The organism is Arthrobacter sp. Y3223151 (assembly GCF_059091125.1).
In genome coordinates this window covers 39,425-55,234 of record NZ_JBNHGI010000014.1, presented here as the reverse complement: position 1 = coordinate 55,234, position 15,810 = coordinate 39,425, and the positions used below count along the sequence as shown (strand labels likewise).

At 69.4% G+C, this 15,810-nt stretch carries 12 protein-coding genes and 1 pseudogene; all 13 read right to left on the bottom strand.

Features of this window, described 5'->3' with window-relative positions; translation table 11 throughout:
* Positions 1 to 17 precede the first annotated feature (17 nt).
* The 13 genes and pseudogenes from AC5RUP_RS15405 to argS all read right to left on the bottom strand — a co-directional run bounded on the left by AC5RUP_RS15405 (position 18) and on the right by argS (position 15,641).
* A complete protein-coding gene (locus AC5RUP_RS15405) occupies positions 18 to 296 on the bottom strand; it encodes a hypothetical protein (RefSeq protein WP_494153811.1) in 279 nt (92 codons plus the stop codon).
* A complete protein-coding gene (locus AC5RUP_RS15400; RefSeq protein ID WP_494153812.1) occupies positions 280 to 795 on the bottom strand; it encodes a Cg1360 family ATP-synthase-associated protein in 516 nt (171 codons plus the stop codon). The genes AC5RUP_RS15405 and AC5RUP_RS15400 overlap by 17 nt, the downstream gene beginning before the upstream one ends.
* Positions 796 to 889: 94 nt before the next feature.
* On the bottom strand, positions 890 to 1,903 hold the full coding sequence (locus AC5RUP_RS15395; protein WP_494158724.1) for an MraY family glycosyltransferase: 1,014 nt from the start codon (positions 1,901 to 1,903) through the stop codon (positions 890 to 892).
* Positions 1,900 to 3,828, bottom strand: a complete 1,929-nt coding sequence (locus AC5RUP_RS15390; RefSeq protein ID WP_494154818.1) for a polysaccharide biosynthesis protein — start codon at positions 3,826 to 3,828, stop codon at positions 1,900 to 1,902. The genes AC5RUP_RS15395 and AC5RUP_RS15390 overlap by 4 nt, the downstream gene beginning before the upstream one ends.
* Before the next feature lie 11 nt (positions 3,829 to 3,839).
* Positions 3,840 to 4,499, bottom strand: a pseudogene (locus AC5RUP_RS15385) (L-threonylcarbamoyladenylate synthase); the annotation flags it as partial.
* Between the two features lie 18 nt (positions 4,500 to 4,517).
* Positions 4,518 to 5,363, bottom strand: a complete 846-nt coding sequence (gene prmC, locus AC5RUP_RS15380; protein ID WP_494158723.1) for a peptide chain release factor N(5)-glutamine methyltransferase — start codon at positions 5,361 to 5,363, stop codon at positions 4,518 to 4,520.
* A gap of 6 nt (positions 5,364 to 5,369) precedes the next feature.
* Positions 5,370 to 6,449 (bottom strand): peptide chain release factor 1, encoded by a 1,080-nt coding sequence (gene prfA / locus AC5RUP_RS15375; protein ID WP_494067187.1) that lies wholly within the window; start codon positions 6,447 to 6,449, stop codon positions 5,370 to 5,372.
* A 203-nt stretch (positions 6,450 to 6,652) separates the two neighbouring features.
* Positions 6,653 to 8,740: a transcription termination factor Rho gene (gene rho / locus AC5RUP_RS15370; protein WP_494158722.1), complete on the bottom strand. Its 2,088-nt coding sequence runs from the start codon at positions 8,738 to 8,740 to the stop codon at positions 6,653 to 6,655.
* A 320-nt stretch (positions 8,741 to 9,060) separates the two neighbouring features.
* Positions 9,061 to 10,047 carry a homoserine kinase gene (gene thrB / locus AC5RUP_RS15365; protein ID WP_494131815.1) on the bottom strand — a complete coding sequence of 329 codons (987 nt, stop codon included), beginning with the start codon at positions 10,045 to 10,047 and terminating at the stop codon, positions 9,061 to 9,063.
* Positions 10,040 to 11,140 carry a threonine synthase gene (thrC, locus tag AC5RUP_RS15360; protein ID WP_494093187.1) on the bottom strand — a complete coding sequence of 367 codons (1,101 nt, stop codon included), beginning with the start codon at positions 11,138 to 11,140 and terminating at the stop codon, positions 10,040 to 10,042. Before thrC ends, thrB begins: the two co-directional genes overlap by 8 nt.
* Positions 11,141 to 12,466: a homoserine dehydrogenase gene (locus AC5RUP_RS15355; RefSeq protein ID WP_494158729.1), complete on the bottom strand. Its 1,326-nt coding sequence runs from the start codon at positions 12,464 to 12,466 to the stop codon at positions 11,141 to 11,143.
* Positions 12,467 to 12,522: 56 nt separating this feature from the next.
* Positions 12,523 to 13,998: a diaminopimelate decarboxylase gene (gene lysA / locus AC5RUP_RS15350; RefSeq protein ID WP_494131816.1), complete on the bottom strand. Its 1,476-nt coding sequence runs from the start codon at positions 13,996 to 13,998 to the stop codon at positions 12,523 to 12,525.
* Positions 13,998 to 15,641, bottom strand: coding sequence for an arginine--tRNA ligase (gene argS / locus AC5RUP_RS15345; RefSeq protein WP_494154831.1), 1,644 nt, complete (start codon positions 15,639 to 15,641; stop codon positions 13,998 to 14,000). The genes lysA and argS overlap by 1 nt, the downstream gene beginning before the upstream one ends.
* Positions 15,642 to 15,810 lie beyond the last annotated feature (169 nt).

The window sequence follows — 15,810 nt, the reverse complement described above, 5'->3', positions numbered from 1 at the left end:
ATAAAGTTTTCTGACATTTAGGTGTGGTCCCCCGCGCCATCCTCATGGCGGCGCCGGGCGCCGCGCGTGAGGTTGTGTTTGCGGGCCAGATAATATCCGCCTCCAGCGCCCAGAACGGCACCGACGAAAATCAGCCAGCGGGTATCCAACAGATAGTCCAAACCCCAGCCTACCAAACCCCAGGCGATGATCCCGCCAAGGATATAGGTGAGGACGGTGTTGCCGCCCTGGTAGGTGGAATCGTCCCCGGAACCGCTCCGGGCGGGGCCGGATGTGCCCTTAGCCGCCATGTCCATTCTCCCCTTCCGCTTGCTGCCGGCGGTCCGCCGGCTCCGGTTCGGGATCGGCGTACAGCTGATGGCGGGTGCGCGAGAAGGCGAACACTTCGGCCGCCTGCCAGACCACCACGGTGGCCACCGCCGCAACAAAGAACCAGGTCCGCTCGAGCCACATCGGGGTGCCGATGAGGAAGAGAGCCGCCCCAAAGCCCACCACTTTGATGATGTAGGTGGCGATGAAGGCGCCGATGGCGCCGGAAGGATTGGACCGTCCCACGTAGTGGCCCACCAGCAGGCTGATGGCGAAGAACAGCACCACCAGCGCCGCCCCGAGCAGGGCACTCAGGGCACCTGCCGCACCCGCCGCCACCGTCGACATCACGATCACCAGCCCGGCGGTTGCGCCGCCGGCGACCAGGGCGGACCGCAGGATCTTCAGCCACGGCGACCGGGTGGGACCGGATGCAGCGACAGCTGCGCCAGCGGCGGGGTGGCCGTCGTGGCGTGAAGCGCGCATTGGTAGTCCGTTTTCGATCGCGGTGCGGGGCGGGCCGGAACGGCCGGGTTTATTCTACATGAGATAGAACTTGCCGACGAGTCGGGGCCCGCCGTTACGCCGCAGGGTTGGCGGCGTTGGATGTGCGGCGGCTGAAGAGCACCGGCGCGCGCAGATAAAAAACAACGACGGCGGCGCACGCGGCGATGGCTGCCGCCTTGCCCGCGAGGCCCGATTCGGCCGCCAGGTAGCCGCAGAAGCCGGTCAGCAACGTACAGCCGGTGACCAGCAGCGCCGACTGCACGTGGCTGAAGCCCACGTCCGTCAGCCGCTGGTAGGCGTGCTGCCGGTGCGGCGTGTACCACCGTTCCCCCGCGCTGATCCGCCGCAGCAGCGTGGCGAGCGTATCGGCCAGGTAGATGGCCACCGGTCCCAGCAGGTACTCCGCCTGCACGCCGTCCAAAAAGGCGGTGATGCCCAGCATGGCCAGGCCCGCCCCCAGCAGGTAGCTGCCGACGTCGCCCAGGAAGACGTTCCCGCGGCCCAGGTTCCAGGGCAGGAACGCCACAAAGGCGGCCGCCACCACGGTCCCGCCGACCACCAGCCAGCCGTGGCCGGTGATGGCGCCGGTAGCGGCGAACATCAGTCCGACGGCCGTGCCGTGCAACCCGGAAATCCCGTTGATGCCGTCCATGAAGTTGGCGATGTTGATGTAGGCCGCCAGGGCCAGGGCGCCCAGCGGCAGCCACCACCAGGTCTGGCCGGTGAGTCCGATGGCCAGTGCCGTGCCACCGACGCCGATGCCCAGCTGCAGCGCGGCCCGGCCGCGGATGGACAGTCCCCGGAAGTCTTCGATCCAGCCCAGCAGCGCGGCGGCGGCGGCCACCCCGGCGACCGCGAGCAGCAGCTGCGGCGCCGCCACGGCGCCGCCGAGCGCGGCAATCAGCAGCCCTGCCAGCAGCCCGGCCGCCACCGTGATGCCCACGCCGCGGACGACGACGCGGGTGTGCGAGGACCGCTCGTTCGGCACGTCGAGCACGCCCAGCCGCTTAAGCATCGGGATCAACGCGAACGGCAGCAACAGGCTGAGCAGGAGGGCCGCGGCAACGGCCACCACGGCTGCGGTCACGATGCCCGCTCCCGCCCGCCGTCCTTAAGCCCGGCCTCGAGTTCGTCGTCGGCGACCACTGCCGCCGGGACCACGTCGTCGAGTTCGTCGGCGGCGGCCACTGCGGCCGGGACCACGTCCATCGCCCCGGTCGAGGCCGAGATCAGGTCCTGCCGGCTCTTCCACTCGGCCAGGCTCATCCGGTCCGGGTCCAGGCCCTCGATGGAGGCGTGCGAGATTTTGGGGTGCAGCGGACGGGAATCGCTTTCGCCCTCCCCGATCAGGTCCTCGTGCAGCTTTTCGCCGGGGCGCAGGCCGGTGAAGACAATTTCCACGTCCTTGCCCGACATCGCGATCATCCGCTCGGCGACGTCCAGGATCTTCACCGGTTCGCCCATGTCGAGGATCAGCACTTCGCCGCCGCTGCCGATCGCGCCGGCCTGGATCACCAGCTGGCAGGCTTCCGGAATCGTCATAAAGAACCGGGTGGCCGCCGCGTCGGTGACCGTGACCGGACCGCCCTTGCGGATCTGCTCGCTGAACAGCGGCAGCACCGAACCGCGGCTGCCCAGCACGTTGCCGAACCGGACGGAGACGTACTTCTGCCCGGTCTGCTGCGCCACCCAGGCCGTCAGCTTTTCCGCCACGCGCTTGGAATGGCCCAGCACGGTGGTTGGGTTGGCGGCCTTGTCGGTGGAAATGTTGACGAAGGTCGCCACGTGCGCGGCGCGGGCGGCGCGCAGCACGTTCAGCGAACCGAGCACATTGGTCTTCCAGGCCTCCTCCGGATACTGCTCCAGCAGCGACACGTGCTTGAGCGCCGCGGCGTGGAACACCACTTCCGGCTTCCGGTCAAGGAAGATGTCCTCGAGTGCGGCTGGGTCGCGGATGTCGGCCAGCACGGTATCCCTGCCCGTGAGCAGGCCCTTGCCGGTGATCGAAATCTGCGTGCCCTGCAGCCCGGTCTCGTCGCGGTCCAGCATGATCAGCTCGGCCGGCTGGAACGCGTGGATCTGGCGGCACAGCTCGGAACCGATGGACCCGCCGGCGCCCGTGACCAGCACGCGCTTGCCGGTGACGTAGTGGGCAATCTCTTCGACGTGGATATCCACCGGCTGCCGCCCGATGAGGTCCTCGATGTCCACCTCGCGGAAGGAGAAGTCCTGGCGGCCGGTGAGCATTTCCTTCAGCGGCGGTACCACCAGCACCCGCATGTTCCGGCCCGCGATGCTGTCGGAGATCTGCCGCATCCGCGCGGAGTCGATGTCCGCGATCGCCACCAGCAGCACGGTCGCCCCGGTGCGGTGCGCGATCTCCGGCAGGTCCTCCATCCGGCCCAGCACCGGGACGGAGGCGATGCGCAGGTGCTTCTTGGCCGGATCGTCGTCGATCAGCCCCACCGGCAGCCAGGGCGAGGCCGGGTCGTTGCTCATCCGGGTCACGATGTTGTTGCCGACGAAACCGGCGCCGTAGATCAGCGTCCGCTCGGCCTCGTCCCCCGGCTTGGCCTTGCTTTCCACATACATCCGCTTCAGGTAGCGGACGGCGGCCATGAACAGGCAGGCGAACGGGAAGGCAATCAGGCCGGTGCCGCGCGCGATGCCCAGCGAGATGCCGAACAGCAGCAGTCCCACGCTCAGGATCAACGACACCGAGATGGTCACCATGACCAGCAGCTTGGCCTCGTGGAAGCTGCCGAAACTGTAGCGGCCCTTATAGAGGGCGAACGCAGACCCGACGGCCATTTGGGCCGCGATGGCCACCGCACAGAGCAGGATGATGCCGGGAATCTTGGTCAGGCTCAGCGTCATCTCGTAGCGCAGGAAGACGGCCAGCACGATCGCCAGGACCCAGGCCAGGGAGTCCAACAGGATCTGCGACCAGAGCCACAGGGCCCGGTCGCTGCTGGCGGTCTTGCCGCGGGGAAGAGCGGAATCGTGGCTCATGCCTCTACAGTCTCCCCCAGGCCCAGGATGCCCGGCACGACGGTGCGCAGTGTTTCCAGGCTGATCGTGCCCTCGCGGACCACCCGCAGTGTGGCGGAGGTGCAGTCGACGATGGTGGAGGGCACGGCCGTCGTGCCGTCGAAGGGCCGGAAGCCGTCTTCCAGGTAGACGTCCACGGACTCGGCCAACTGCTCCCTGGCCTGCGCGGCCGTCTGCGCCGACGGCTGCCCGGTGCGGTTCGCGGAGGACACGGCCAGCGGCCCGGTGGCCGCCAGCAGCTCCAGCGCCAGTTCGTCGTCGGGCATGCGCAGGGCGACGGTGCCCTTGGTTTCGCCCAGGTCCCAGGTCAGCGACGGCTGCGCGCGGAAAATCAGGGTCAGCCCGCCGGGCCAGAAGGTGTCGGCGAGGGCCCGGGCCTCGTCGCTCACGTCGGTGGCCAGCCCGTCCATGGTCTGCGGCCGCGGCACCAGCACCGGCGGGGGCATTTTGCGCCCGCGTCCCTTGGCGGCCAGCAGGGTGGCCACGGCCTGCGGCGAGAACGCGTCGGCGGCGATCCCGTAGACGGTATCGGTCGGCAGGACAACACACTGCCGGTCGGCGATGGCGGCCTGGGCCGCCGCCAGTCCCTCGCTGCGGGCGGCGTCGTCGTCGCAGTTATACGTAGTGCTCACAGACTCATTGTTCCATTCTCATAACCGTTGGGCCGACGTGGCCCGCTCGCGCCCGGTCAGATCGTACCGGGTGGCCACCTCGTCCCAGCATCCGGCCGTGCGCAGGAGGGAGTGCACGGCAGCGGCCTGGACTTCGGCGTGCTCCATGATGAAATGGCCGCCCGGCTTCAGCAGCCGCGCGGCCGTCGCCGCCGTCGCCGCCGGCAGTTCCATGCCGTCCGCTCCCCCGCCGTAGAGCGCCATCTGCGGGTCGTGTTCGGCCACTTCGGGCTCGCGCGGGACCGCTTCGGCGGGGATGTACGGCGGATTGGAGACGACGACGTCGAACGTTCCGTCGTGCGCGGACAGCGCCGTGCGCAAGTCCTCCCGCAGGAGGGTGACGCCCAGCGGCGCCAGGTTCCGTTCGGCCCAGGCGTGGGCGAGGGCGCTCAGTTCCACCGCGTAGACGGTGGCCGTGGGAACTTCGCTGGCCACGGCGGCGGCGATCGCGCCTGAGCCGGTGCCCAGGTCCACCACTTTGGCCGCGGGCAGGGCGCGGGCGCGGTCGATCGCGTGCTGGGCGACGGTTTCGGTTTCCGGGCGCGGGACGAACACGCCCGGTCCCACCTGCAGTTCGAGATGCCGGAAATAGGCGCGGCCGGTGATGTGCTGCAGCGGGATGCGGGTGGCCCGCTCGGCCACCAGGTCCTCGAGCCCGGGCGGAGGTTCCGTTCCCAGGAGCGCCAGCGCGCGGACCCGCCCCGGGGAAACGCCCAGCAGGTGGGCGGCGAGCAGTTCGGCGTCCACCCGCGGCGAGGGGACGCCGGCCTCGGCCAGCCGCGCGGCGGCGGCGGACAGGGCGTCGGCCAGGTTTGTGGCGGGCACTGCTGGCTAGTTTTCCTCGCCCAGGGCGGCCAGCCGGTGTTCCTCGTCCGCCTGGATGGCGGACTGGATCACCGGTTCCAGTTCACCGTTCATCACCGCGTCCAGGTTGTAGGCCTTGTAGCCGGTGCGGTGGTCGGCAATCCGGTTTTCCGGGAAGTTGTAGGTGCGGATGCGCTCGGACCGGTCCATGGTGCGGATCTGCGACTTGCGCGTCTCGGAGTTCGCGGCGTCGATCTGCTCCTGCTGGTGGGCCAGCAGCCGCGCCCGGAGCACGCGCATGCCGGCCTCGCGGTTCTGCAGCTGGGACTTCTCGTTCTGCATCGCGACCACGATGCCGGTGGGCAGGTGGGTGATGCGCACCGCCGAGTCGGTGGTGTTCACGGACTGGCCGCCCGGACCCGAGGAACGGTAAACATCGATCTTCAGGTCGTTCTGATGGATGTCCACTTCTTCCGGCTCGTCCACTTCCGGAAGCACCAGGACGCCCGCGGCGGAGGTGTGGATGCGGCCCTGCGATTCGGTCACCGGAACGCGTTGGACGCGGTGCACGCCGCCCTCGAACTTGAGCCTGGCCCAGACGCCTTCGGACGGGTCGTTGGAGTTGCCCTTGATGGCCATCTGGACGTCCTTGTAACCGCCCAGGTCGGACTCGGTCGCGGAAATGATTTCGGTTTTCCAGCCGCGGGATTCGGCGTAGCGCATGTACATCCGGAGCAGGTCGCCGGCGAACAGTGCCGCCTCGTCACCGCCTTCGCCGCCCTTGACCTCGATGATCACGTTGCGCGCGTCGTCCGGATCGCGCGGGATCAGCAGGCGGCGGAGCCGTTCCTGGGCGATTTCGAGTTCGGCTTCAAGTCCGGGCACCTCGGCCGCCAGCTCGGGATCCTCGTCGGCGAGCTCGCGTGCCGCTTCGAGGTCGTCCGCCAGGTGGGACCAGCGCTTGTGCGCCTCGACGATGCCGTTCAGCTCCGCCGACCGCCGGCCCAGCTTCCGGGCGCGCGCCTGGTCGGAATAGACGGCAGGGTCGCTCAATTCCTTCTGGAGCTCGGCGTGCTCGTCAAGAAGCCCCTGAACGGACTCAAACATCTTCAAACCTCTTTCGACTCACAACAAGTCTAAATAGCAACGAAAGGGACGGCAGGTAAGCGCCTTAAACGACAAGCCGCTCAGAATCTTTCTCCGGCCCGGGAGTGGCATCGGGCCTGCCGTAGCGCGGAGGCTCGAGTCCGTAGGACGAGAGCCTCCGCGCGAAGGGGCGGGGCCGGAGAAAATTCTGAGCGGTAACCCAGCTACTTGTCGTTTTCGGCCTTCGAGCCGAGCGTCGTTTTCTGGACCTGCATCAGGAACTCGACGTTGGACTGCGTCTCCCGGATCTTGCCGGTGAGCAGTTCCAGCGCCTGCTGGGTGTCCAGACCCGAGAGGACGCGGCGCAGGCGCCACATGATCTTGACCTCTTCGGGCGAGAGCAGGTTTTCCTCGCGGCGGGTGCCCGAGGCGTTGACGTCGACGGCCGGGAAGATGCGCTTGTCCGCCAGCGAGCGGGACAGGCGCAGTTCCATGTTGCCGGTGCCCTTGAACTCCTCGAAGATGACCTCGTCCATCTTGGACCCGGTCTCCACCAGCGCGGTGGCGAGGATGGTCAGGGAGCCGCCGTTTTCAATGTTCCGGGCGGCGCCGAAGAAACGCTTCGGCGGGTACAGCGCCGAGGAGTCCACGCCGCCGGAGAGGATGCGGCCCGAGGCCGGGGCGGCCAGGTTGTAGGCGCGGCCCAGGCGGGTCATCGAATCCAGCAGGACGACCACGTCCATGCCCATCTCCACCAGTCGCTTGGCGCGCTCGATGGCCAGTTCGGCCACGGTGGTGTGGTCGTCGGCGGGACGGTCGAAGGTCGAGGCGATGACCTCGCCCTTGACCGTGCGCTGCATGTCCGTGACCTCTTCGGGCCGCTCGTCGACCAGCACCATCATGAGGTGGACCTCGGGATTGTTGGTGGTGATCGCGTTGGCGATGGACTGCAGGATCAACGTCTTGCCGGCCTTCGGCGGGGAGACGATCAGGCCGCGCTGGCCCTTGCCGATCGGAGCCACCAGGTCGATGACGCGGGGGCCGATCTTCTTCGGCTCGGTCTCCAGGCGCAGCCGCTCGGACGGGTACAGCGGGACCAGCTTGGTGAAGTCCACGCGGTCCTTGTTCTCCTCCACCGGCTTGCCGTTGACGGAGGTGAGCTTGACCAGTGCGTTGAACTTCTGCCGGCTGCCCTGGCCGCCGGAATCGCCGTCGCGCGGGGCGCGGATGGCGCCGACGACGGCGTCGCCCTTGCGCAGGTTGTGCTTCTTGACCTGGGCCAGCGAGACGTAGACGTCGTTCGGTCCGGGCAGGTAGCCGGAGGTGCGCACGAAGGCGTAGTTCTCCAGCACGTCCAGGATGCCGGCAACGGGCAGCAGCACGTCGTCGTCGGAGATCTCGGTGTCGTCGACTTCGGGACCGCGGTCGCGGCCGCGGCGACGCTCGTTGCGGTCGCGGTAGCGGGTGTTGTTGCTGTCGTTGTCGCGGCGGTTGCGGCGGTTGCGGTTGCGGCCGCGGCCGCCCTCGTCGCCGTCGTCCTGGCGGGTATCGCGGGTGTCGCGCTCCCGGGTGTCGCGGTTGTCCCGGGTGTCGCGGTCGGCGTCGCTGCGGTTGCGGTTGCGGCTGCGGCGGTCGGACTGGCCGTCGCCGCGGCCGGACTGCTGCTGGCCGGAGCCGTCCTGGCCGTCCCTCTTCTCGTCCTGCTGAGCCTCGGCCGGCTTGCCGTCGGAAGCTTCCTGCGGCGCGTCGGCCTTGGTCTCGGCCGCGTCCTGCTGGCCGGAGTCGGAGCGGCGGTTGCGTCCGCGGCTGCGGCGCTCCTGGCGTCCCTCGCCCTCGGCCGGTGCGTTGTCCGCCGCGGGGGCCTGGGCCGGCGCGGTTTCGGCCGGGGCCTCGGTGGTGGCGGCCGTTGCTTCCCCGTCGGCGGCAGCCATGGTGCCGTCGCTGCTGGCGCGGCGGTTGCGGTTGCGGGTGCGGCTGACCCGCTCCGCCGCCTTGGTCAGGTCGCCGCCGGCGGTGCCGCCGGTTGCGCCGTCGCCTGCCGCGCCGGCGGTCTCTTCCTTCGCCGCCGAAGTTTCGGTGCGCACCGGCTGCTCGGCCTTCTTGGCCGTGCGGTCGGCCACGGAGGAGCCACGCTGGTGGTCGGAGATCGCGGCGACCAGGTCGCCCTTGCGCATCCGCGAGCCGCCGGTGATGCCGAGCTGCCCGGCCAGCACCTGCAGTTGGGCCAGCTTCAGGCCGGCAAGGCCTGCACTCTTCGGTGCAGGAGAGTCTATTGTTTCCACACCTGCGGTCAGGTCAGTGGTTTCGGTCACGAAGGATCCTTCCCCCTCGTCGGGCGGTGTGCATATGAAGCGCACCGCGTTGTTTGCTACCCGGCCGTTGCATGAGAAGCCCGGCTGGGTCCGGTATTGCCTGCGGCGTCGTGCCGAAACAAGTCCGGGTGATCAGAGATGAAAAACCTTGAAACAAGCCGTCCGGATGGAACGAGTGAGGTCCTGTCCGGCCGATGGCCGGCAGCAACGCCGTTGAGTGCCGCGGAAGGCTCCTGAAAGGCTGCACCTGGAACGGGGATCCTGCCCAAACGGCTACTCGGCTTGCTTGATCCGGAGCATCCGGCAGGTGTCCTCGCCGGTTAATCCCGGGGGTGCACTTCCACTTTAGCACCATCTGTGTCCACTGCCAGTTTCAGCACCCGCCAGTTCCCCGGCGAGTCACGGCGTTCCAGGTGGGCGGCGATGGCCCGCTGGACCTGCTCCGCCTCGGCCTGGTTCGCGGCGAGTGTCATCACGGTGGGTCCGGCACCGGAGACGACGGCGGCGTGGCCCTGGCTGCGCAGCGCCGCGATCAGCGCGGCGCTGGGTTCCATGGCCGGTGCCCGGTGCCGCTGGTGCAGCCAGTCTTCGGTTCCGGCCCGCAGCAGGGACGGATCGCGGGTCAGCGCGTGGACCAGCAGGGCGGCGCGGCCGGAGTTGGCGGCGGCCATGTGGTGCGGCACGGACGCGGGCAGGAGGTTGCGCGCGGTTTCCGTGGAAAGCTCGTAGGCCGGGATGGCCAGCACCGGCACGATGTCCGGGCAGATCGGCACGCAGGTGCTGGCGAAAACGCCGTCCTCTTCCCAGGAGATGGCCAGCTGCCCGCTAAGGGCCGGGGCCACGTTGTCGGGGTGGCCCTCCAGGGCGGAGCAAACCTGCAGGATGTCCGCCGCCCCCAGCCGTTCCCGCTCCGGCAGCAGCGCGTTGGCCAGCAGCACGGCGGACACGACGGCGGCGGCCGAGGATCCCATGCCGCGGCCGTGCGGAATGAGGTTCCGGGCCCGCAGGCGCAGCCCGCCGGCGTCGTACCCGGCCTCACGCAGCGTGCCGCGCAGGGTGCGGATGATCAGGTGGCTTTCATCGGCGGGCAGGCCCGCCGCGCCCTCGCCGGTCACGGAGGCGTGGAAGACGCCGTCGTCGGTCGATTCCACCGTGACGGTGTCGTAGTAGGCCAGGGCCAGGCCCAGGCTGTCGAAGCCCGGGCCCAGGTTGGCGCTGGTGGCCGGAACCCGCACGGTGACGCGCTGGCCGGGCGCGATGCGGCCGGCCACGGCGGTGCCCTCCTCCGGCAAGGTGCTGCTACTCAAGACCCAGGGCGCTGGCCACGCTGACCACGTCGAAGTCCACCTTGACCGGCGCCGCCTCGCTGCCGTCCTCGGTCTGCAGTGCCCACTGCGGGTCCTTCAGCCCGTGGCCGGTGACCGTGATGACGATAGTCTTGCCCGCGGGCACCTCCCCGGCCGCGTGCTTCTTGAGCACGCCGGCAACGCCTGCCGCGGAGCCGGGCTCCACGAAGACGCCCTCGCGGGAGGAGAGCCAGCGGTGCGCGGCCAGGATCTCGTCGTCGGTCACCGAGTCGATCAGGCCGCCGGACTCGTCGCGTGCGGCGACGGCGGTGTCCCAGGAGGCCGGATTTCCGATCCGGATGGCGGTGGCGATGGTCTCCGGTTCGGTCACCGGGTGTCCCAGCACCAGCGGCGCCGCGCCGGCGGCCTGGAAGCCCCACAGCACGGGGGTCTTGGTGGCGACCGGCGGGAGCATGCCGGCAACGGCCGATTCGTACGGCGCGGCGTACTCCTGGTACCCCTTCCAGTACGCGGTGATGTTGCCCGCGTTGCCCACCGGCATCACGTGGATGTCCGGCGCGTCGCCCAGGTAGTCGACGGTCTCGAAGGCCGCCGTCTTCTGGCCCTGGATGCGTGCCGGGTTCACCGAGTTGACCAGGAACACCGGGTAGGCCTCGGAGAGCTTGCGGGCCACTTCCAGGCAGTTGTCGAAGTTGCCGTTGATCTGGATGATCTCGGCGCCGTGTGCGACCGCCTGGCTCATCTTGCCCATGGCGATCTTGCCGGCCGGCACCAGCACCGCGCACTTCAGCCCGGCCTGGGTGGCATAGGCGGCAGCGGACGCGGAGGTGTTGCCGGTGGACGCGCAGACCACCGCCTTGGCACCGGCCTCCACGGCCGCGGTGATGGCCATGGTCATGCCGCGGTCCTTGAACGAGCCGGTGGGGTTCATCCCCTCCACCTTGAGGTAGACCTCGGATCCGGTCAGCTCGGAGAGCGCCTTCGCCTGCACCAGCGGGGTGCCGCCCTCGCCGAGGGTGATGATCTCGGTCTGCTCCGATACCGGCAGCCGGTCCGCGTATTCACGGATGACGCCGCGCCATTGGTGGGCCACTTAGATTCCTTCTACTCGCAGGACAGAGGTAACAGCGTTGACGATGTCGAGCCCGCGCACGGCCTCGACCGTTGCGGCCAGCGACGCCTCGGAGGCCCGGTGGGTGACGAAGCGCAGTTCGGCGGTCACCTCGCCGCCGTCGTGGACGGGCTCCAGCGGGCCTTCGGTGTGGATGGTCTGGCGCATGGTCTCGATGGAGACCCCGTGCTCGGCGAAAACACCGGCAATCTGGGCCAGCACGCCGGGCCGGTCGGCCACGTCCAGGCCGATGTAGTAGCTGGTCCGGACCGAGTCCAGCCCGACGGCGGGCAGGTCCACGGTCGCCGTTTCGGTCCGGCCCGGGCCGCCGCCGACCATGCGCCGGGCGGCGCTGACCACGTCGCCGACGACGGCCGACGCGGTCGGCGCACCGCCGGCACCCTGGCCGTAGAACATCAGTTCGCCGGCGTTTTCCGCTTCCACGAAGACGGCGTTGAACGCCCCGTGCACGGCGGCCAGCGGGTGCTGGCGCGGCAGCAGGGTCGGGTGGACGCGCACTGACACGCCCTCGCGGCCGTCGGCGCCGCTCAGCCGCTCGGCGATCGCCAGCAGCTTGATCACGTAGCCGGCGTCCCGGGCCGCGGCGATGTCGTCGGCGGAGACGGAGCTGATGCCCTGGCACTGGACGTCGGCCAGGTCGACCGCGGTGTGGAAGGCCAGCCCGGCCAGGATGGCGCCCTTGGCGGCGGCGTCATGGCCTTCGATGTCGGCGGTGGGGTCGGCTTCGGCGTAGCCGAGCTCCTGAGCGGCGGCCAGCGCCTCGCCGAACTGGGCGCCGGTGGAATCCATCTGGTTTAGGATGTAGTTGGTGGTTCCGTTGACGATGCCCATCACCTTGGTGACGCGGTCCCCCGCCAGCGACTCGCGGATCGGCCGCAGGATGGGGATGGCCCCGGCCACGGCCGCCTCGAAGGAGAGCTCGACGCCGGCGTCGTCGGCCTGGGCGTACAGCTCCTGGCCGTCGGCGGCCAGCAGGGCCTTGTTGCCGGTGACGACGGCGGCCCCGTTGGCGATCGCGGTGCGGATCAGCGTCCGGGCCGGTTCCAGGCCGCCCAGCAGTTCAATCACGATGTCGGCGTCCTTGACCAGCGTCGCGGCGTCGGTGGTGAACAGCTCTGCGGGCAGTTCCACGGCCCGTTTGGCCGAGGCATTGCGCACCGCGATGCCGGTCAGTTCCAGCCGCGCGCCGGTCCGCGCGGCCAGCACGTCGGCGTCGTCAAGCAAGATGCGGGCCACCTGGGCGCCGACGTTCCCGCATCCCAACAGTGCTACCTTCAGCGTTTTCATGCTGCCCAAACTCTCAGTCTTAGTCTTACTCGCATTAACTGCTGCCCGGCCGGCGCTCAGCCCAGGTCGCGGGCCAGCAGGTCGGCTTCGGTCTCGCCTCGGATGATCAACCGCGCCTCGCCGCCGCGCACGGCAACCACAGGTGGCCGGGCAACGTAGTTGTAGTTGCTGGAGAGCGCCCAGCAATAGGCCCCGGTCGCCGGCACCGCCAGCAGGTCCCCTGCCTCGATGTCCTCGGGCAGGTAAACGTTCCTGACTACAATGTCACCGCTCTCGCAGTGTTTACCAACCACGCGGGAAATAATCGGGGCCGCGTCCGTCACACGCGAGGCCAGCGCCGCCGAGTAGTCGGCGTCATAGAGCACCGGCCGGGCGTTGTCGCTCATGCCTCCGTCCACGGACACGTAGCGCCGCGGGCTGCTGCCGCCGCCCTCCGTGTCCACCTGGACGGTCTTGCGGGTGCCGGCCGAGTAGAGCGTGAACGTGCTGGGCCCGGCGATGGCCCGGCCCGGTTCGATCGAGATCCGCGGCACCGGGATGCCGAGCCGCTGCGTGACGGAGCGCACGACGGCGGCCATCGCCTGGGCGAGTTCCGCCGGCGGGCGGGGGCTGTCGGCTTCGGTGTAGGCAATGCCGTAGCCGCCGCCCAGGTCCAGTTCGTGCAGGTCCACGCCGTGGACCCGCTTGACCTCGGCAACGAACGTGAGCAGCCGCTCGGCCGCCAGCGCGAAGCCTTCGGGCTCGAAGATCTGCGATCCGATGTGGCAGTGCAGGCCCAGCAGGTTGATGGACTCGTGCTCCAGCGCCGCCGCCACGGCCTGCGCGGCCGGCGAGCCGGCCGGCCGGGGCTGCGCGCCGGCGTCGTGCCCCGAGCCGTCGTCGGCGCCGGCCATCGAGAGCCCGAACTTCTGGTCTTCGTGCGCCGTGGCAATGAACTCGTGGGTGTGCGCGTGCACGCCGGGGGTCAGCCGCAGCATCACGTTGGCCATCTCGCCGCGGGCAGCGGCGATGGCTCCCAGGCGCGCCAGTTCGTCCAGGCTGTCCACCACGATGCGGCCCAGCCCCATGTCCAGCGCGCGGTGGAGTTCGGCGTCCGACTTGTTGTTGCCGTGCAGGCCCAGGTCCTCCCCCGGGATGCCGGCGCGAGCGGCCACGGCCAGCTCCCCGCCGCTGCAGGTGTCCAGCCGCAGCCCCTCCTGCGCCACCCACCGGGCAATTTCCACGCTGAGGAACGCCTTGCCTGCGTAGTAGACGTCGACGCCGCCGCAGAGCGTGCTGAAGGCCTCGTCGAAGGCCTGCTTGAACTCGCGCGCGCGGGCCCGGAAGTCGTCCTCGGACACCACGAACAGCGGCGTGCCGAACTGCTCTTTCAGCCGGGTGACGCCGAGGCCGGAGATTTCCAGCTCGCCCTCCGCGCCGCGGGACACGTCCCGGGCCCAGAGCTTGGCGTCCAGCCGGTTGACGTCCTGCGGGCGGGTGAGCCAGTCCGGCGCCAGTTCAGACGCGGCGGCGGTTTCATGTGCTGCGGGCATTACATCCTCTCCGGCGCGCTGACGCCCAGCAGGCCGAGGCCGTTGGCCAGGACCTGGGTGACGGCGGCGTTTAACCACAAGCGGGTACGGTGCGTGTCGGTGACTTCGCCGTCCCCGATCGGCGTCACGCGGCAGGCGTCGTACCAGCGGTGGTACGCGCCGGCGATGACTTCCAGGTGCCGGGCGACGCGGTGCGGTTCCCGCAGCTTCGCGGCCGTGGCGACCACCGACGGGTAGGCGCCGAGCACGGCCAGCAGCTCGTTCTCCGTGGCATGGTCCAGCAGCGAGGCATAGAACGCGCTGCGGTCCACGCCGGAAGAGGCCGCGTTGCGCGCGACGGCGCAGGTGCGCGCATGGGCGTACTGCACGTAGAAGACCGGGTTGTCGTTGCTGTGCTTGACGAGCAGGTCCAGGTCGATGTCGATGTTGGAATCGGCGTGCGAGCGGGTGAGGGCATAGCGGGCGGCATCCACACCCACGGCGTCGACCAGGTCCTCCATGGTCACCACAGTGCCGGCCCGCTTCGACATCCGCAGGGGCTTGCCGTCCTTGACCAGGTTGACCATCTGCCCGATCAGCACTTCCACCCGGTCGGCGTCGTCGCCGATCGCGGCCGCGGCGGCTTTCAGCCGGGCAACGTAACCGTGGTGGTCGGCGCCGAGCATGTAGATGCACAGGTCAAAGCCGCGGTCCCGCTTGTTCTTGAAGTAGGCGATGTCGCCGGCGATATAGGCGGCATTGCCGTCGGACTTGATGACGACGCGGTCCTTGTCATCGCCGAAGTCCGTGGACTTCAACCACCAGGCACCGTCCTGGAAGTAGAGGCTGCCGGAGGTCTTGAGCTGCTCCAGCAGCTTTTCGACCGCACCGTCCTCGAACAGGGAGTTTTCGTGGAAGTAGACGTCGAAGTCCACCCCGAAGTCGTGCAGCGATTCCTTGATGGCGGCAAACATCAGCTCGACGCCGCGGCTGCGGAACTCTTCCTGCGGGTCGTCCGCCGACAGTGCATCCGGATTCTGCCGCAGCACCGCTTGGGCAATGTCCGCGATGTAGTCTCCGCCGTAGCCATCCTCGGGGGCGGGCTCGCCCTTGGCCTTCGCCAGCAGCGAGCGGGCGAAGCGGTCGATCTGCGACCCGTGGTCGTTGAAGTAGTACTCGCGCGTGACGTCGGCGCCCTGGGCGGCCAGGATGCGGGCCAGGGCGTCGCCGAGTGCCGCCCAGCGGGTCCCGCCCAGGTGGATCGGGCCGGTCGGGTTGGCGGAGACGAATTCGAGGTTGATCCGCTGGCCCGCCAGGTCGTTGGCGGTGCCGAAGGCGCTGCCGGCCTCCACGATGCTGCGGGCCAGCGTTCCCGCCGCGGCGGCGTCCACGGTGATGTTCAGGAATCCCGGTCCGGCGATGTCCACCCGGGTGACGCCGTCAATCTTCTCCAGCCGCGCGCTGAGGATCTCGGCGAACTGGCGCGGATTCATGCCGGCCTTCTTGGCCAGCTGCATGGCGATGTTGGTGGCCCAGTCCCCGTGCTCACGGTTCTTGGGGCGCTCCACCCGGACCTCGCTGGGCATTTCGACGGCGAAGTCGCCGGCGTCGACGGCGGCCTGCAGGCAGGCGGCAATGGCAGCGGAAAGTTCTTCAGGAGTCACCCCACAAGCATAGGGCAATCCCTTGATCCGACCGGCTTTCGGCGGGCTGGCTGTGACCGGGCTCGCAGGCGCACGGCGCCGGCCGGATGTGACGGCCGGACCGGCCGCTTCCCGCACGGTCGCCGTCGGGGCCGGCCGGGGCGCATTTCTTCTGGCGGCGCAGATGCTG